The organism is Streptomyces sp. NPDC043870 (genome assembly GCF_056435785.1).
The window spans coordinates 143,962-162,104 of the sequence record NZ_JBWKDT010000016.1 but is presented as its reverse complement, the minus strand read 5'-3'; the positions used below and the strand labels follow the sequence as shown (position 1 = coordinate 162,104).

The 18,143-nt window shown below is 71.2% G+C and carries 12 protein-coding genes; 5 read left to right on the top strand and 7 right to left on the bottom strand.

Going from position 1 to position 18,143, the window contains the following annotated elements; translation table 11 throughout:
- The 6 genes from AC0699_RS21275 to AC0699_RS21250 all read right to left on the bottom strand — a co-directional run.
- Nucleotides 1–5,572, bottom strand: a 5,572-nt coding sequence (locus AC0699_RS21275; protein WP_478662438.1) for an amino acid adenylation domain-containing protein, incomplete at its 3' end; no start/stop codon positions are given.
- A gap of 97 nt (nucleotides 5,573–5,669) precedes the next feature.
- On the bottom strand, nucleotides 5,670–5,939 hold the full coding sequence (locus AC0699_RS21270) for an acyl carrier protein (protein ID WP_478662425.1): 270 nt from the start codon (nucleotides 5,937–5,939) through the stop codon (nucleotides 5,670–5,672).
- Entirely contained in the window at nucleotides 5,936–7,684 is a 1,749-nt protein-coding gene (locus tag AC0699_RS21265; protein ID WP_478662423.1) for a fatty acyl-AMP ligase, read from the bottom strand. Before AC0699_RS21265 ends, AC0699_RS21270 begins: the two co-directional genes overlap by 4 nt.
- A gap of 294 nt (nucleotides 7,685–7,978) precedes the next feature.
- On the bottom strand, nucleotides 7,979–8,932 hold the full coding sequence (locus tag AC0699_RS21260; RefSeq protein ID WP_478662421.1) for an ArsR/SmtB family transcription factor: 954 nt from the start codon (nucleotides 8,930–8,932) through the stop codon (nucleotides 7,979–7,981).
- Between the two features lie 44 nt (nucleotides 8,933–8,976).
- Nucleotides 8,977–9,462 carry a phospholipase gene (locus AC0699_RS21255; protein WP_478662419.1) on the bottom strand — a complete coding sequence of 162 codons (486 nt, stop codon included), beginning with the start codon at nucleotides 9,460–9,462 and terminating at the stop codon, nucleotides 8,977–8,979.
- 154 nt (nucleotides 9,463–9,616) lie between these two features.
- Complete coding sequence (locus AC0699_RS21250; RefSeq protein WP_478662417.1) at nucleotides 9,617–11,494, bottom strand: AfsR/SARP family transcriptional regulator; 1,878 nt, start codon at nucleotides 11,492–11,494, stop codon at nucleotides 9,617–9,619.
- Nucleotides 11,495–11,883: 389 nt separating this feature from the next.
- Between AC0699_RS21250 and AC0699_RS21245 the strand changes: the two genes are divergently transcribed.
- Genes AC0699_RS21245 through AC0699_RS21225 form a run of 5 tightly spaced genes read left to right on the top strand, consistent with a single transcriptional unit; the run spans nucleotide 11,884 to nucleotide 16,912 of the window.
- The gene (locus AC0699_RS21245) at nucleotides 11,884–12,807 is read left to right on the top strand and encodes an SCO3242 family prenyltransferase (protein ID WP_478662415.1); all 924 of its coding nucleotides are present in this window, start codon (nucleotides 11,884–11,886) and stop codon (nucleotides 12,805–12,807) included.
- Entirely contained in the window at nucleotides 12,804–13,475 is a 672-nt protein-coding gene (locus tag AC0699_RS21240) for an EboA domain-containing protein (RefSeq protein WP_478662412.1), read from the top strand. The genes AC0699_RS21245 and AC0699_RS21240 overlap by 4 nt, the downstream gene beginning before the upstream one ends.
- A gap of 5 nt (nucleotides 13,476–13,480) precedes the next feature.
- Nucleotides 13,481–14,341: a TatD family hydrolase gene (locus AC0699_RS21235; RefSeq protein WP_478662410.1), complete on the top strand. Its 861-nt coding sequence runs from the start codon at nucleotides 13,481–13,483 to the stop codon at nucleotides 14,339–14,341.
- 10 nt (nucleotides 14,342–14,351) lie between these two features.
- Entirely contained in the window at nucleotides 14,352–15,530 is a 1,179-nt protein-coding gene (eboE, locus tag AC0699_RS21230; protein ID WP_478662407.1) for a metabolite traffic protein EboE, read from the top strand.
- Nucleotides 15,527–16,912 carry an alkaline phosphatase family protein gene (locus AC0699_RS21225; protein ID WP_478662405.1) on the top strand — a complete coding sequence of 462 codons (1,386 nt, stop codon included), beginning with the start codon at nucleotides 15,527–15,529 and terminating at the stop codon, nucleotides 16,910–16,912. Before eboE ends, AC0699_RS21225 begins: the two co-directional genes overlap by 4 nt.
- A gap of 1 nt (nucleotide 16,913) precedes the next feature.
- Here AC0699_RS21225 and trpD read toward each other — a convergent pair whose 3' ends face one another.
- Nucleotides 16,914–17,990: an anthranilate phosphoribosyltransferase gene (gene trpD, locus AC0699_RS21220; RefSeq protein WP_478662403.1), complete on the bottom strand. Its 1,077-nt coding sequence runs from the start codon at nucleotides 17,988–17,990 to the stop codon at nucleotides 16,914–16,916.
- Between the last annotated feature and the right edge of the window lie 153 nt (nucleotides 17,991–18,143).

Below are 18,143 nucleotides of genomic sequence, written 5' to 3'. Positions count from 1 at the left end.
GCGCCACCGGACGCAAACCCGCATCCAGCACAAACACCGACGTGTTCCACACCGGACGACCCATCGGCACCGCCACGGCACCCCGCTCGTCACCGCAAGGGAAGTAGGTGACGTCCACCGACGCCTCGGTGGGCCCGTAGAGGTTGTGCAGCTGTGCGTCGACCACCTCGGTGAAGCGGTCGCGCAGTTCACCGGGCAGCGCCTCGCCGCTGCAGAACACCCGCACCAGCGAGGTGCACTCCGCCGCGGCCGGCTCGGACAGGAACGCCCCCAGCATCGACGGCACGAAATGCACCGACGTGATCCCCTCCCGGCGGATCACCTCCGCCAGATACGCCGGATCACGATGCCCCTCCGGCCGCGCCACCACCAACGTCGCACCCGTGATCAACGGCCAGAAGAACTCCCACACCGACACGTCGAAGCCCGCGGGGGTCTTCTGCAGAACCCGGTCGTCCGGCGTGAGCCCGTACTCGTGCTGCATCCACAGGAGGCGGTTGACGACGCCCTGGTGCGGCACCACCACACCCTTGGGACGCCCCGTCGAACCCGACGTATAGATCACATACGCCGCACCCTCCGGCACAGCCCGCGGCACGAACCCGCCACCCGAACCCCACCCCACCTCATCCACACACAACGCCGGCACACCCACCGACAAACCAGCCACGACACCCGACACCGTCAACAACAGCGCAGGAGCCGCATCCTCCAGCACATACCGGATCCGCTCCGCCGGATAATCCACATCCACCGGCACATACGCCGCACCCACCTTGTGCACCGCCAGCAAAGCCACCACCAGCTCCACCGACCGCGGCACCATCACCGCAACCCGATCCCCCACACCCACACCACGCCCCACCAACAACGCAGCCAACTCACACGCCCGCGCCTCCAACTCCCCATACGACAACGACACACCCTCGAACACCACCGCCGTCGCACCCGGCGTCCGCCCCACCTGCTCCACGAACAAATCAGCCAACGACACCGACGGCACCACATGCCCCGTCGCATTCCACTCCACCACCACCCGCCGCCACTCCTCACCCGACAGCACGTCCAGGTCGCGGACGTTTCGGTCGGGGTCGGCACAGACCTGTTCCAGGACGCGCAGGAGGCGGTCGGCGATCGCGTGGGCCGTCGTGGGCTCGAAGAGTTCGATGCTGTACTCGAGCCCGCCGTACATGCCCGCCGGTGCGCCGTCGGCAGTGAAGCGCTCGCCGAGGTCGAAGGAAAGGTCGAACTCCGCCGTGCCGGTGTGGCTGGGCAGCAGCTCGGCGTCGAGCCCCGAGAGGCGGCTGAGCGCGTTGATGCCGTCGTGCCGATAGGTGTTCTGGAAGGCGAGCATCACCTGGAACAACGGGCTGCGCGACAGTGACCGGGCGGGGTTGAGTTCCTCGACGAGGCGCTCGAAGGGGACGTCCTGGTGGACGTACGCGGCGAGGTCGGTCTCGCGGACCCGGGCCAGCAGCTCGCTGAAGGTGGGGTCGCCCGACACATCGGTGCGCAGGACCAGGGTGTTGACGAAGACGCCGACCAGCTCCTCGACCGCCTCGTCGGTGCGTCCGGCGATCGGCGAGCCGATCGGAATGTCCTCGCCGGCGCCGAGCCGGGACAGCAGCGCCGCGAGCGCGGCCTGCACAACCATGAAGACGCTGGTGTTGTGGGCACGTGCGAGCGCGACCATCCGGGCGTGCAGGTCGGCGGGCACGTCGAACGCGAAGTGGGCGCCCACGCCGGTCGCCACGGCCGGGCGGGGCCGGTCGACGGGTAGCGGGAGTTCCTCGGGCAGACCGTCCAGCGTCTCCTTCCAGTAGGCGAGCTGGCGGTCGGCGCGGCTGTCGGGATCGCCGGGCGCGCCGAGGACGTCCCGCTGCCACAGCGCGTAGTCGGCGTAGTCCAGGGGCAGTGGCGCCCAGTCGGGTGCGTGGCCCTGGTGCCGGGCCGCGTAGGCGGTGGCGACGTCGCGGACGAGCCGCTCCATGGACCATCCGTCCGCGGCGACGTGATGGACGACGAGCAGCAGCACGTGCTCGGTGCCGTCCCACGCGAAGAGCCGGGCGCGCAGGGGCGGTTCGGCCGAGAGGTCGAAGCGCTCGCGGGCCGCGCGGTCGAGCTCGGCGTCGAGGTCGGCGGGGTCGACGGGCGTCACCGGGAGGAGCGGCCGGGCCTCCTCGGGCGCGAGCACGCTCTGGCGCAGCCCTTCGGAGTCCTCGGTGAGCAGGGTGCGCAGGGGCTCGTGGCGGGTGACGACATCCGTCAGGGCGGCGTGCAGCGCGGTGCGGTCGAGGGGGCCGGAGAGCCGGAGCGCGGCCGGGATGTTGTAGGTGGCGTTGGCGTCCTTGTCCTCCAGGCGGTCCAGGAACCACCAGCGACGTTGCCCGTAGGAGGCCGGTATGCGCGCGGGACGGCGGCCGGCGGGGCGCAGCGGTTCGCCGCCGGCGCCGGCGGACGCCAGGGCACGGGCCAGCCCTGCCGGGGTGGGGGTGTCGAACAGCTGGCGGACGGATATCTCGGCCCGGAAGGCTGCCCGGACGCGGGAGACGAGGCGGGTGGCGAGCAGGGAGTGGCCGCCCAGGGTGAAGAAGTCGCTGTCGGGGCCCACGTGCGGCAGGCCGAGCACCCGTGCGAACAGTTCGCACAGCAGCTCTTCGTGGGGGGTGCGGGGGGCGCGGGCGGGTGTGTCACCGGCGTAGTCGGGCGCGGGAAGCGCCTTGCGGTCGAGCTTGCCGTTCGGGGTGAGCGGCAGCTCGTCCAGGAGGACGACGGCGGCCGGAACCATGTACTCGGGCAGGGCGTCGGCGAGCTGCTCGCGCAGTGAGTCGGGGTGGGCACCGCCTGCGGGGACGGCGTAGCCGACGAGCCGGAGGTCGCCGGGCCGGTCCTCGCGGGCGATCACGGCCGCCTGGGCGACCTCCGGCAGCCGGGCCAGCCGGGCCTGGATCTCGCCGAGCTCGATACGATGACCGCGGATCTTGACCTGGCCGTCGGCCCGTCCCACGAACTCGACTGTGCCGTCCTGCCGTTGACGTACGAGGTCGCCGGTGTGGTACATGCGTGCGCCGGGATCGTTGTGCAGCGGGCCGAACGGGTCGGCGACGAAGCGTTCGGCGGTGAGGTCCTGGCGCTTCCAGTAGCCGCGCGCCAGCCCCGTACCGGCGATGTACAGTTCGCCCACGACACCCGGCGGGACCGGTCGGAGGGCGCTGTCGAGGACATAGGCGCGGGTGTTCCAGAAGGGGCGGCCGATCGGTACGGGGCCGTCCGGTGTGGGATCGCCCGGCTCCAGCCGGTGGTCCAGGCAATTCACGGTGGCCTCGGTGGGGCCGTACGCGTTGTACACCACGGCGTCCGGATGCCGGCGCCGCCAGCCGTCGAGGGCGCTGCCGTGCAGGGCCTCGCCTCCGATGATGAGCGTTTCCCTGGGTGAGGCGGCGTCGGGGAGCGCGTCGAGGAGCTCCAGATGGCTGGGGGTGACCTTCATGAAGGTGGGCCGGTCGCCGGTGCGGGCGGTCTCTTCGCCGAGTTCGCCGAGGTGGACGCAGCCGCCGCTGACGAGCGGGGTGTACAGCGCCGTGACCGTCAGGTCGAAGGCGACCGGCGAGTGCAGCAAGGAGCTGCCTGCCGCGGCCGGGTACGTGTGGCGCGCTCGCTGGAGGTAGGCGGCCAGGGAGCGGTGTTCGATCACCACTCCCTTGGGGCGGCCGGTCGAGCCCGAGGTGTAGATGACGTAGGCGGGATGGTGCGGCAGGAGGTGTGTGCTGTGCCCGGCGTCGCCGGCCGCCGGACCGTCCGGCTCGTCCTGCAGTACATCGTTGGCGTCGGGCACGTCGACGAGTACACGCCTGGACGCCGGACCCGGAACACGGTCGGCGAGCCGCGTGTCGGTGACGATCAGCGCGGGGTCGCAGTCCTCGATCATGTACTGGATGCGGTCGGCCGGGTATTCGGGGTCGACCGGTACGTACGCCGCGCCCGCCTTCATCACCGCGAGCAGGGCGACGACCAGTTCCGGGGAGCGGGGGAGCAACAGTGCGACGAAGGTCTCGGGACGCACCCCCGCACGGCTCAGACGTCGCGCGAGGCGGTCCGCGCGCTCGTCCAGCTCGGCGTACGTGAGGACGTGTCCACCGAATGCGATGGCCGGGTGTGCCGGGGTACGCCGCACCTGGTCGGCCCAGAGGCCGGGCAGCGTGGTGGTGGGTAGGTTCCTGGCGGTGTCGTTCCACTCCACGAGGGCGCGGCGGTGCTCGTCGGCGTCCAGGAGATCGGCCCGGCCGACGGGCCGGGAGGCGTCGGCGAGGAGCCGGGCCAGGAAGCCGAGGAACCGGTCGCGGTGGGCGTGCAGTTCGGCGTCGTTGTACAGGGCGGGATGGGCGTCGAAGTCGACGCGGATGCCTCCGGTGCCTTCGGGGGTTCCGCTGATGTGCACGGACAGGTCCCTCACCCGTCCGGTCGAGAGCTGGCGTGCCATGACGGTGTGGCCGGCGAGGTCCAGGGACTGGTCGTAGCTGACGAGGTTGACGACGGGGCCGGTCAGCGGGTGGCCGGCGGTGCGTCCGAAGTCGCGGTGCAGGTCCTCGCCGCGGTAGCGCTGGTGCTTGACCGCCGCCACCACCTGCTGTGCCACCTGTGCGGTCAGGTCGGCCATGGTGTCGGACGGTCGCACGCGGATGCGCAGCGGCACCTCGTTGGCGAGCATGCCCGGAGTGGTGAGGGCGGCGCGGCCCGTGCGCGCGGCGACAGGGAATCCGAGGACGACGTCGGGTACGGAGGTCAGCCGCTGTACGTAGGCGGCAAGCGCGGCGGTGAGCACCACGGTCCAGCGGGTGCGGGCCGCACGGGCCGCCGCCATGAGGCCGTGGATCTGCGGCTCGGGAAGCCACGTGGTGGCACGCAGCTCGCCGTGGGCGGGAGCCGCGGAGCCCGGTACGAGGCGCGGGGCCTCGGGAGGATCGGCCAGGGCGTCCCGCCAGTAGGTGCGGTCTCGCTCGTGGGCGGGGGAACGGCGGTATTCGGCTTCCTCGGCGAGGAGACCGGACAGGGTGCCGAAGGGGGCGGCGGGCGGTTCGGCGCCCTTGACGAATGCCGTGTACAGCTCGGCGATCCGCCGGCAGTGCAGGGTCTGGCCCCAGCCGTCGAGCGCGATGTGGTGGTAGCGGAAGGCGAGAAGGTGCCGGTCCGGCGCGAGGCGGAGCAGCGCGTGCCCGTAAAGCGGCCCCTCGGTCAGGTCGACCGGTGTGGCCAGGTCGGCCTTCATCCAGGCCAGAGCCGCGGCGTACGGGTCGCAGTCTCCGCTCATGTCGACGTGCCGGACCGGTGCGGCGCCGGGGACGGTCCGTTGCCACAGACCGTCGTCGTCCTCGGCGAAGCATGCCCGCAGCGCTTCGGTGTCCTCGACGGCGCGGGTGACGGCGCGGTCCAGCACGCCCGGGTCCAGCGGTGCGTCGATGTCGAAGAACACGCCGCAGTTGTAGAGCGGGCTGCGTGGCTCCAACTGCTGCGCGACCCAGACGCCCAGCTGTGCCGCCGACGCACGGTGACGCAGGGCTCCGCCCTTGGACATGCTCAACCCGCCCTTTCTGCGACTTCTTCGGGAAGTGCTCGGCCCTCTCCCAGGAGTGCCGTCTCCACGGGGTGGGCGCTCGGAGGTGTGGTGCGCGTCAGTCGACCGCACCGACGGCGATCTCGGCCGCCAGGAATTGCGCCAGGAGGGCGATGGTGGGGAACTCCCAGGCCACCGTCGTGTCCAGGCTCAACCCCCAGCGATCCTCGATCTCGCCGGTCAGGGCGACCGCGTGCAGGGAGTCCACGCCGTACTCGGACATCAGGACGTCCGGCTGGATCTCGTCGCTCGCCTTGCCGATGAGGCTGCCGACGCGTTCGGCCAGCCACTGGCGTATCTCGGTGTCGGACACGGTGTGTGCGGTCACGTCGTTTCTCCCGGCGTCGCGATGCTTGCGTACACGCTGTCCAGGCGCCCGCCTGCGAAGAGGTCGCGCATGGCGGAGCGCTCGACCTTGCCGCTGGTGGTGCGGCGGACGCCGCCGCGGCGGAGCAGGATCACCGCGGACGGTACGACCCCGAAGTCCCGTGCGACCGACTGCTTCATGCGGGCGGCGAGCGCGGCGAGTTCCTGCTGGGCCAGTCCGGTGTGCACCTCGTGGGTGACGACGAGCGACTCCTCGGTGTCGCCGTCGGCCCGCGGGCTCATCGGGACGGCGAACACGGCGCCCACGTTGCCCAGTTCGGGGTGGTGGACCCGTAGCTCGTGCTCGACGTCCTGGGGGTACAGATTGCGGCCGCGGAAGATCATCATGTCCTTGATGCGGCCGGTCACATAGATCTCGCCGTCGTGCACGGTGCCCAGGTCACCGGTCCGCAGATAGCCCGCGGCACCGTCGGCGGTCACCGCGCGGAAGGTCTGCTCGGTGGCCCGCTCGTCGCCCCAGTACCCCTGGGCGACGCTGGGGCCCCGAAGCCACAGTTCGCCGATGCCACCCGCGGGAACGCGCTGCCCCGACGCGGGGTCGACGACGGCCACGTCGAAGCCGTGCGCGGTTCCGTTGCTGGGCAGGTCCCGCCCGCCCTCGGCGAACGGCGTCGGACGGAACTCGCGGCGGGCGAGGGCCTCGGCGTCGACCGTGGTGACGACCGGTTCGCGCGAGGGGGCACCGGAGACGAACACGGTGGATTCCGCGAGACCGTAACAGGGGCACGCCGCCTCGGCGCGGAACCCCACGGAGGCGAACCGTTTGGTGAACTCGGTCATGGTTCCGGCCTGTACGGGCTCGGAGCCGTTGACCGCGTAATGCCAGCGCGAAAGATCCAGACCGGCGATCTGATCGTCCGTCACCTTGCGGGAGCAGTAGTCGTAGCCGAAGTTGGGGGCGGCGGACCAGGTGATGTCGTAGGTGTCGATCATCCGCAGCCAGTGGTGCGGCCGCTTGAGGAAGGCGGTCGGGTCCATCAGCACGCAGGTGCTGCCCTGAAAGAGAGCCGGCAGCGTCTGGGCCATCAGGCCCATGTCGTGGTACTGCGGCGCCCATCCGCCGAACCTCGCGTCCTGGGGGACGGCGAGGGTGGAGCACAGCGTGGCCGCGTTGGTGAGCAGGTTCCCGTGACTGATCATCACGCCCTTGGGCGTGCCGGTCGATCCGGAGGTGTACTGGAGCAGGGCGAGCGTCCCGTGGTCGGCCGGGGACGCCGACCAGTCCTCGGGATGGGGGAGTTCGCCGCTGTCGGTGGCCAGGACGGGGAGCCGGTCGAGCCCTTCCTCCACCGCCCACCGCCCGACCGACGGCAGGCCCGATGCGTCGGTCAGCACTGCGGCCGCATCGGAGTCGGTGGCGATCGCCCGCACCCGCCTGCGCTCATGGGGGAAGCGTCCGGGCAGCGGCGCCGGCACGGCGACCATTCCGGCGTACAGGCAGGCGACGAAGGGGACGATGAACTCGGCGGGCGGGTACAGCAGCAGCATGCGGGAGCCGGCCGGGAAGCGGTTCGTGAGCAGGACGGCCAGTTGCCGCGCCCGCGCGTCGAGTTCTGCGTAGGAAAGGTGGGTCGCATGTCCCTGCTCGGGGTCGCGCACCCAGATCAGGGAATCCTGCCTGGGGCGGACGGCGGCCCGATACCTCAGGAGCTCCGTCGCGCTGGGATAGTTCATGACATCCGACATGACCCGTCGATTCCTCGATTCTCCGCTGGGAAATTCCTACTCCGCTAATCCTGCTCAATTCCGGTTGCACCCGGTCGATTCACAATGACCAACGCGTTGCGACGCTAGCCGCCGCGCCAACTCAGCGTCAAGGAAGTAATGCCGGGAGGCAAGGGCCCGCTCACCCTTTTCCGGGCCGCCCTCCGGAGCGCTGATCACCGTTTTTAAGCGGGGGCTTTATGGGACTGCTCCGGCACCAACTGCGTTTTTTACTGCCGCCTGAATGACGGCACCTGGCGGAACGTTGCGACGGTTTCACGCAGCGGGCAGCTGGGATTCATCACCGATCCGCCGTTCGGGAATGCCCGCGTCCCGGCACCGCACTCCCAGCAATGCCATTCCCAGTGGAGTCACCGTGTGCAGAACGGTATTACGGTTGCGGTGAGTAGTAATCAGTCCGGATTCCCGGAGAATCGCCGTGTGCTGGCTGGCACCGGCCGAGGATATGCCCAGCCTTTCAGCCAGTTCGGAAGTGGTGCACGAAGCGGTGAGCGCCCGCAGCGCGGCGGCACGGGTCCGGCCGACCAGCGCGCCGAGCGCCTGCACGGTGTTGTCGGGTTCGTCCCACAGAACGGCGGCCTGCGGGAAGTCCGGCGACACCGCGAACACCAGGGCCGCGTTCCCCGTCTCCGGCTCGGAGCGGATCAGTACGCCCGGCTGGTGCGCCAGGAAGAGGGACGGCACGAGGATCAGGCCCCGGCCGTCCAGATGTACGTCCCGGTCGGGACCGGGCACCTCCAGCACCGGGCTGTGCCAAAGGATCTTCGAGTGCAGGGTTTCGAGCAGCCGGTCGACGCCACCGGCCATGGTGATGCGGCCGCGGGCGTTGCACTCGTACTCCAGGTGGTTGAGCATGCGGTTCCAGTACGGCGCCACGGCGCAGCGCCACACGTCCCGGACCGCCGCCAGCGCCTCGTCGCGCGAAAGGCCCAGTGCGCGCAGGGCCTTGTCGTCCACGTCCGGCGCCCCGTCCACCAGGCAGAGCAGGTCACCCGGGGCGCGCACCCGGCTCTGTGGCGAGGCGAGCAGGCCGGCGAGCACGGTGCGCTGCCGCAGGTGTTTGGCGAGGCGGTTGCGCCAGCGCAGGTGCGGGGCGTTGCCCGGCCGGCCGAGCAGCCCCAGGGCGAACACGGTCTCGGTGACCGGGCCGAGCGTCGGGCTCAGCCGGGTGCGCGCCAGATCCTCTACCGTGAAGTGAATTCTCTGCACTTTCCGTTCCCTCCCCCGAGACGGCACCGACGCGGGAACGCGCTTCAGGCTGCCTTTTCGTGCGCCTGCGGCTGCTGGATCCCGAGGACGCGCACCGCGTCGTAATAGACCTTCGCCAGGCTCTCGCACTCGGTGCGCCGTTCCCCGCTGTAGGCCGCGCAGACGCGCTTCAGGTCCGCGTAGAAGGCGCTGTCGAGGCGTGCCTTGTTCGCGTCGAACAGTCCGGCCGCCTTGTAGTTGCGGTAACCGAAGTCGTGCCGCGCGCAGGACATCGCGAAAGGGTAGCCGTAGGGATTGTCGGGTGAAGCGGTGCAGTAGTCGGTGGACCAGTTGAATCCGTAGGCGGCCCAGGCGGCCTGGTTCTGCCGCGCACTGTTCCATGCCTGATAGCTGGAGGAGCTGGTCTGCGTCCAGTCCGACAGCACTCTGAGCTTGTCCGCCGGGGCCGCCTGAACCGGAATGGCCGTCACCAGGGTCGCCGCCACTGCCGCCGCGGCAGCGCCCACCGACATACGCATCAGACGATGCATCCTTGACCTCCGAAATGGGCGTGGCTCAGCTGAGCCACGAAGTGTGGGGGAACGCACGCGGATTCGATCGTGCGTGCCGTCACAGTCTGCGTGACCCAGATATGGAGGCTTTATCGAATGACTATGCCGAGCACGTGCCGGCCGTACGGCCCGGTCAGGAGCACTTGGCGCTGAGCTGGCTGGGGTAGGGGCGGTGCTTCGGCCGGGCCCGCTGCGTCAGCCGCAGCGTCGCCTGCTCCAGCGAGTCCTCGGTGAGCAGTCGTTCGGCGTGCAGCCGCAGGAGGTGGGAGTAGCGGTAGTGCACGCCGCCGCGACGCACCCGTGTCCCCGCTTCGAGGAGATTGAGGTCGACGAGCCGTTCCAGCGTGTCCTCGGCGTCCGACGCTTTCATGCACAGCACCTCGGCCGCTGCGCGTACGTCGAAGTCGGTGGTGGTGATGGCGCTCAGCGCACGGTAGGCGGCCCCGGTGTCCGGTGACAGGTGACGCAACGCCCGGTCGAAGCAGGCGCGCAGGGAGCTCTCACCATGGCTGAGGGTGTCCAGGCGGCGCTGCGGGTCGGACAGCCGGGCCACCAGGTCCTCGACGGTCCAGTGGGGCTTGCTCTCCAGTCGGACGCCGGCGGCCCGTATCGCCAGCGGCAACCGGGCGCACAACTCCAGCAGCCTGTCCACGGCGTCCGGCTCGGCCGCGATCCGCTCCCACCCCGTGACCGCGGCGAGGAGCGCGATGGCATCCGCATGCTCGATCGGGCCGAGCCGCAGGCCCGTGGTGCCCCGGCTGTGCATGAACTGCTCCAGCCCGGTGACCAGGACACAGCACTGCCCGCCGCCGGGAAGAAGCGGCTCCACCTGCCGGAAGGTGGTGGCATTGTCGATGATGATGAGCGCGCGCCGGTCGGCGAGCATGCTCCGGTATGCGACCGAGCACTCACCGAGGTCCCGCGGCACCTGGTCGGGGCGCACGCCGAGGGAGCGCAGAAACCGCTGCAGGACGGACAGGGCCGTACGCTCGGGCGAGCCGGCCACTATCTCGCGGATGTCCACATAGAGCTGTCCGTCCGGGAAGTGCTGGGCCTTGGTACGTCCCCAGTGCACCGCGAGCGCGGTCTTGCCGCTGCCCGGGCTGCCGCTGATGAAGCAGACGGTGGTGCGCCGCCGGCCGGGCTCCACGGACGGAAGGGCGTCCAGCGTCCGCAGCTCGGCGCAGCGTCCCACGATCTCGCCCACGTTGAGGGGCAGTTCGGACGGGCGGCCGCACTGCTCCGCCTCCACGGGCGAGCACTCGTTGACCGGCGCGGGCGCGGACGTGTCCTTGAGGATCGCTTCGTGGAGCGCCTGGAGTTCGGTACCCGGCTCCAGGCCGAGCTCGTCGATTGACAACGTTCGCCCTTCGCGGAAGGTGCGTAACGCCTCCGCTCGCTGGCCCGCGCGGTACTGGGCATGCATGAGCGTGGCCCGCAGCTGCTCGCGCAGCGGATGTGTGTGCATAAGGGCGCTCAACTCGCCGATGATGGACCGGTGTTCACCTAACTCCAGGCGCAGGGTCATGAGCTGTTCCGTGGCGAGCAGCCGCTGCTCCGACAGACTCATCGCAGCCATCTCGGCGAACTGCGCGGGCACGTCGCTCAGCGCCGGGCCGCGCCACAGGGTCAGCGCCTGCTTGAGGGCCTGGGCCGCTTCCACCGGGCGCCCCTCCTGCCCGAGACCGTAACCGCGCTCCACCTCACGGGCGAACTCCACGGTGTCGAGGCGGTGCCCGGTGAGGGAGAGCTGATAGCCCGGCTGGACGGTGACGATCACCTCGTCCGTGCAGCCGGCGTTCCGGAACAGCTTGCGCAGCGCGGCCACACAGATCGACACCTGGGTCCGTGCGGTGTTCGGGGGCCTTCCGTCCCAGACCTCCGCGACCAGGGAGTCGACGGAAACCACTCTTCCCTGGGCCAGTAAGAGGCGGGCGAGCACGGCTCGTTGCCGTACACCGCGAATGCGCAGCGGCTTCCCGTCGACCGTGACCTGCAGTGGCCCCAGCATTCTGAACTCCAGGCCCGACCGTGGCGTGTGTGCCGTTCCCTGTCCTTCCGTGAGTCCGTGCCTGAGCACCGAACGTCGGCCGTGGTCTGTAGATGCCATCTCGCGACAACCCTCCCTCGTGTTACGCAATACGCACGAGTCACCCGGAGCGCTTCCCCCTGGAACACTGTGACAGTGTCGAGATCTTTACATGCCGCAGTCGCAGGCACCTATCGTTTCCCGCCACGTTCAACGTGCCCTGTAGAGCATGGAAACCTCATGTGACGATTCAGCGGAGCCTTCACCTGGGTGAGTTGTCCATCCAATAACCGAACGATGAGCCACGCATAGCCACAGGCCGCATGATCCGTTCAGCAGCAGAGGACGTCTTGCGGCAGTTGGAGGAGCCCGTGGCCCGCTCACCCTTTCCGGACACCGGCGCGGCCGGTCCCGCCGCGTGGGCGGAACTGGTCCGCGCTCCCGCCGCCCTGACGGTGCCGGGCGACGTGCTGACGGGCGCCGCATCGGCAGGCCGCCCCCTGGGGCGCTCCGTCGCCGGGCTCGCCGCTGCCTCTACCTGCCTGTACTGGGCCGGTATGGCGCTCAACGACTACGCCGACCGCGAGGTCGACGCCCGGGAACGGTCCCACCGCCCGGTCCCCTCCGGGCGTGTGCGGCCCGGTACGGCCCTGGCCGTGGCCGTGGCCTGCACCACCGGGGGCCTCGGCCTGGCCGCGCTCGCGGGCGGGCGCCGCTCGCTGGCGGCAGCCGTGCCGCTCGCGAGCGTGATCTGGGCCTATGACCTCGCGCTCAAGTCCACCCCGTTCGGCCCGGCCGCCATGGCGGGCGCCCGCGGCCTGGACATCCTGCTGGGCGCCACCGCACCCGGTGGCCCGGGTGCCGTCGGGCTTCGCGGTGCCCTGCGGCCGGCGGCGACCATGGCGGCGCACACCGCCGCCGTCACCTGGCTCAGCAGGAGCGAGGTCGAGGGAGCCACCCGCGCGCTGCCCGCCGCCACGCTCGCCGTCACGGCGGCCGTCACCGCCGCTTCCGCCGCAGCGCCGGCGGGCGCTCGTACGGGCGGTTCGCGCACCGGTACCGTGGCCGCCGCCTTGGCGGGGTGGTACGGCTGGGTCTCGGGAGCGGCTCAACTGGCCGCCGTGCGAGATCCGGGGGCCGCGCGCGTGCAGCACGCGGTGCGCGCCGGAATCCACGCGATGGTGGCGCTCCAGGCGTCCTTCACGGCCCGCACCGGAGCCGTCCCGGCCGCGGCCTCGCTCGCCGCTCTCCTGCCGCTGGCCCGGCGCCTGGGCCGACGGGTGTCCGCGACATGACCCGTCCGCACCGGCTGACCGGCCCGCCGACCCCCTACTCCCCCGAAGACGTCCCCGGCGCGGGGCGCTTGCGCACCGCACTCGGCCGGGCCCTCACGCCGCAGGGCGCGTCGTGGCTGCGGGAGACCGAGGCCGGCCTTGCCTCCCAACCCGGCGCCCTCGCCCAGGCGTTCCCCGCCGCCGGCCGGCACTGCGGCCGCGGCCCGCTCACCGCGCTCGCGGGCTGGTCGGTGCCCGACGCCGCACGGACCGTGCTGCTACTCGCCCTTCCCCTGCGCGGCCCGGGGCTGCTGCACGAGGTCGTGTCCTGCTACCACCACGGGGACGCCGAGGAGCGGCGGGCCGTCCTGAAGGCCCTCCCCTTGCTGGACATCGGCGACGGTGGCGGACCGTTGGCGGAGGACGCCCTGCGTTCCCACGACACCCGGCTCGTCGAGGCGGCGATGGGCCCCTACGCCGCCCGCCATCTGCCGCAGGCGTCCTGGCGGCAGGGCGTCCTGAAGTGCCTGTTCATGGGCGTGCCCCTGACCTCCGTGTCCGGCCTGTACCGGCGGTGCGACGCGGAGCTGGTACGGATGGCCCGCGACCTCGCGCACGAGCGCGAGGCCGCCGGGCGTCCCGTACCACCCGAGATACCGCCGCTGGTCGAGCGCTTCGCCGGGAGTTGAGTGAGATGCGCATCTTCGATCCCCACGTTCACATGACGTCCCGCACCACCGACGACTACCGCGCCATGCGCGCGGCCGGGGTGCGGAGTGTCGTCGAGCCCTCCTTCTGGCTCGGCCAGCCCCGTACATCGGTCGGGAGCTTCGTCGACTACTTCGCCGGGCTGGTGGGCTGGGAGCCGTTCCGCGCGGCGCAGTTCGGCATCGCACACCACTGTGCGCTGGCGCTGAATCCGAAGGAGGCCAACGACCCGCGCTGCCAGGGCGTCCTCGACATACTGCCCCGCTATCTGGCCAAGGACTCGGTGGTCGCGGTCGGCGAGACCGGCTTCGACGCTATGACGGAGGCCGAGGAGATGGCCTTCGCCGCACAGCTGGCGCTGGCCGCCGCGGAGGGGCTGCCCGCCCTGGTGCACACACCGCACCGGGACAAGGCCGCCGGCACCGCCGCCTCCTTGGAGCTGATCGGGCGGTCGGCGATCGACCCGGGCCTCGTGGTGCTCGACCATCTCAACGAGGTGACGGTCGAGCAGGTCGCCGGCACCGGGTGCTGGATGGGGTTCTCCATCTACCCCGACACCAAGATGGACCCGGACCGCATGGTCCGCATCCTGCGCGAGTACGGCACCGAACGCATGCTGGTGAACTCCGCCGCCGACTGGGGACACAGCGACCCGCTCCTCACCCGCGCGACCGGCGAGGCAATGCTGGCCGACGGCTTCACCGAGGACGACGTGGAACAGGTGCTGTGGCGCAACCCGGTCGCGTTCTACGGCCAGAGCGGGCGGCTGCGGCCCCTTCTGGACGAGACGGCCGACGACACCCCCGCGGAGCACCAGGGGAACTCCATCATGCGAGGTCCGCGTTGAAAGGTCGTTCATGAGATTCCGGCACCCCGACGGCACGGTCGTCCGCCTTTCCTACGGCACCAACGTCCACCGGGCCGACGACCTCGGCGACGTCGTCACGCTGCTGGGCCGGTACGCCGAGCCGGTGCGTGAACGGCTCGGGACGGACCGGCTCGGGCTGGGGCTGTGGCTCCCGGAGCCCGCCGCCACCTCACTGGCCCAGGACCCCTCCGCCGTGGACCGGCTGCGCGCCGAACTGACCGCCCGTGGACTCGAGGTCGTCACCCTCAACGGCTTCCCCTACCGGGACTTCCAAGCCCCTGTCGTCAAGCGGGACGTCTACCTGCCCGACTGGTCGCATCCCGCTCGGCTCGACTACACCCTCGATCTCGCCTCGATCCTGGCCCGGCTGCTGCCCGACGACGCGGCGGGCGGCAGCATCTCCACCCTTCCCCTGGGCTGGCGCGCCTTCTGGTCCCCCGCCCACCGGGAACGGACCGACGCTCACCTCGACGAGCTGGGGCGCAGCCTGTCCGCGCTCGGCCGGGCCCACGGCCGTACGATCCGGGTCGGCTTCGAGCCGGAGCCCGGCTGCGTGATCGAGCGTGCCGACGAGGCCGTCGCCGAGCTGTCCGGGCTGGATCCCTCGGTGCTCGGCGTCTGTCTGGACACCTGCCATCTGGCAGTCGCCTTCGAGGAACCCGCCGTCGTGCTGGCCACCCTGGCGGCCGCCGGGCTGCCGATCGTGAAGCTGCAGGCGTCCTGTGCCCTGCACGCCCAGGACCCCGCCGCCCCCGGCACCGCCGAAGCCCTCTCCTCGTTCGTCGAGCCGCGGTTCCTCCACCAGACCAGGGAGGCGGCGGCCCCCGGCTCCCCACCGCACGGCTGCGACGACCTGGACCAGGCGCTGCTCCCGGGCACGCTTCCCGGCCGCTCGCCCTGGCGGGTCCACTTCCACGTGCCGCTGCACGCCGATCCCGCACCGCCGCTGCACAGCACCCGGCCCGTGCTGGAGTCCGCCCTGTCCGAGCTGTTCGGCGGTGAGCGGGCGGGCACGGACCACGTGGAGGTGGAGACCTACACCTGGTCCGTGCTGCCGGCGGGACAGCGCCCCGGCGGACCGGCGGGCCTGCTCGACGGCATCGCCGCCGAACTGGACTGGACCCGCCGCCACTTGACGCACATCGGCCTGAAGGAGATGTCCGGATGAGCCGGCGCACGCCCGTGGTGGTGCTCTGCACGGTCGGCGTCACCCGCCGGCTGCTCGGGCACATGCCCCAGCTGCGGGCCATCGGGGAGCAGGGCTTCGTCGCGGCGCTGGACACCGTCTTCCCCGCCGTGACGTCCACGGTCCAGGCATCATGGATCACCGGCGGCACGCCGCGCGACCACGGCGCGGTGGGCAACGGCTGGTTCGACCGCGACCGCGCGGAGATCCGGTTCTGGGGGCAGCACAACGGCCTCGTGGCGGGTGAGAAGGTGTGGCAGGCGGCCCGTGAGCTGGCCCCGGACCACCGGACGGCTTACCTGTGCTGGTGGTTCGCGATGGGCGCCGACGTCGACACCGTGCTCACTCCGCGACCGGTCTACCGCTACGACGGACGCAAGGAACCCGACTGCTACACCCGGCCCGCGGCGCTGCGCGACGTCCTCACCCACGCCCTGGGCCCCTTCCCGCTCTTCCGCTACTGGGGCCCCACCGCGGACATCACCTCCACCCGCTGGGTCGTCGACGCCGCCCGGCTGGTCATCGGCACCACGGCCCCGGACCTGTCCTTCGTATACGTTCCCCACCTGGACTACGACCTCCAGCGCTACGGTCCGGACGGCCCGGAGGCGATCCGCGCGGCCCGCCAGGCCGACGCGGCACTCGGCCCCCTGCTGCGCGAACTGCGCGAGCGCGGCACGACGGTCCTGGCCCTGAGCGAGTACGGGATCCGTCGTGTCCGCCGGCCGGTCGACATCAACCGCGCGCTGCGCCGGGAAGGGCTGCTCGGCGTGCACGCCCAGCGCGGCATGGAGTACCTCGATCCGCACACCTCACGGGCGTTCGCCGTCGCCGACCACCAGGTCGCCCAGGTCTACGTGGCAGATCCGGCGGACATACCGCGGGTCCGGGACGTCCTCAAGGCCCTGCCCGGCGTCGACCGGGTACTGGACCGGGCCGCCCAGGCGGACCTCGCCGTGGACCACGAGCGGTCCGGGGAGCTCGTCGCCGTCGCCGAACCCGACGCCTGGTTCACGTACTACTACTGGCTGGATGACGACCGTGCACCGGACTTCGCACGTGGGGTGGAGATCCACCGCAAGCCCGGATACGACCCGGCCGAACTCTTCTTCGACCCGCACCAACCGCATGTCAGGCTCCGCGCGGGCCTCACCGTCCTGCGCAAGAAGCTGGGCATGCGCGCGCCCCTGTCGGTGGTGCCCCTCGACGCGTCGCTGGTGCGCGGCAGCCATGGGCGCCTGCCGGACGACGCCGACGACGAGCCGGTGCTGCTGTGTTCGGACCCCGCGGCGGAGCGCCCGCGCTACCACGCCACCGACGTCAAGCGGCTGATCCTCCGGCTGGCCGGCCTCGTACAGCCCTGAGTCACCCGGCGGAGGTCGATGTGACGGAGGTCAATTTGGTGGTCGCCGTGATCCAGTCGTCCAGGACTTGGGCCGCCGCACCCGAGTCGACGGCCCGCGCGGCACGCTCCACTCCCGTGGCGAGCCGCTCGACGACAGGCCGGCCGTCGGCTTCCAGAGCGGCCAGCCCGGCCGCTGCCGACAGCAGCACGGCGTCCCGCACGGGGCCGCGCTCACCCGCAAGGACCTCCCTGGCGACACGGGCGTTATGGGTACGGTCGCCACCCCGCAGCGCCTCGACCGGGGCGCGCCCTATGCCGATGTCACGCGGATCGAAGACGGTCTCGTGAACCTCGCCGTCCTGAACCGACCAGATGGTGGAGGTGGTGGTGACGGTGAGTTCGTCGAGCCCGTCGTCGCCCCGGAAGACGAGAGCCCGGGTGCCGCCACGGCGAGCGAGCACTCCGGCGATCAGCGGGGCCATCCGCCGGTCGGCGACGCCGACCGCGTGCGCCGTGGGCGCAGCCGGGTTGGACAGGGGTCCGAGCACGTTGAAGACCGTGGGGATGCCCAACTCGCGCCTGATGCCTGCGGCATGGCGCATCGAGGGGTGGAAGCGGGGGGCGAAGCAGAACGTGATGCCGGCCTGGGCCACGGTCTCCGCCACGTGGTGCGGCGACAGGTCGAGGGGTATGCCGAGCTCCTCCAGCACATCGGCGGAGCCGCAGGCCGAGGAGGCGGAACGGTTGCCGTGTTTGACCACCCGTGCCCCGGCACCCGCCGCGACGATCGCCGCCATGGTGGACACATTGACCGTCCGGGCGCCATCGCCGCCGGTGCCGACGATGTCCAGGGTGGGGCCGGGCACGTCGAGGAGAAGCGCGTGCGCCCACAGCGACCGCACCAGGCCGGTGATCTCCTCCACGGTCTCGCCCTTGGCGCGCAGCGCGACCAGAAAGGCCGCCGTCCGTGCGGGGGTCGCCGTCCCGCGCATCACCTGGTCCATCGCCCATTCGGTTTCGTCGGAGGACAGGTCACGGTGGGCCAGCAAAGCGGTGAGAAGGCCGGGCCAGCCACTCGTGTACGCGCTTCCGGTCACGTCGAGTTCTCCCTGAGTTCGCCGGGCGGCGCCCGATTCGTATGCGGTTTCGCTTTTCGGACCACCGGCGCTCAGTCTGCGAGTCACGCCGGGCGATTCACCAGACCATTCGAGGAAATCATTGCGGTCCAATCACGCACGGAAGGGATTCGG

Coding starts and splice junctions, on each gene's coding strand:
- AC0699_RS21225 (WP_478662405.1), top strand. CDS start 15,527: ATGAGCCGGCGCACGCCCGTGGTGGTGCTCTGCACGGTCGGCGTCACC.
- AC0699_RS21255 (WP_478662419.1), bottom strand. CDS start 9,462: ATGCATCGTCTGATGCGTATGTCGGTGGGCGCTGCCGCGGCGGCAGTG.
- AC0699_RS21235 (WP_478662410.1), top strand. CDS start 13,481: ATGCGCATCTTCGATCCCCACGTTCACATGACGTCCCGCACCACCGAC.
- AC0699_RS21265 (WP_478662423.1), bottom strand. CDS start 7,684: ATGTCGGATGTCATGAACTATCCCAGCGCGACGGAGCTCCTGAGGTAT.
- AC0699_RS21250 (WP_478662417.1), bottom strand. CDS start 11,494: ATGCTGGGGCCACTGCAGGTCACGGTCGACGGGAAGCCGCTGCGCATT.
- eboE (WP_478662407.1), top strand. CDS start 14,352: ATGAGATTCCGGCACCCCGACGGCACGGTCGTCCGCCTTTCCTACGGC.
- AC0699_RS21240 (WP_478662412.1), top strand. CDS start 12,804: ATGACCCGTCCGCACCGGCTGACCGGCCCGCCGACCCCCTACTCCCCC.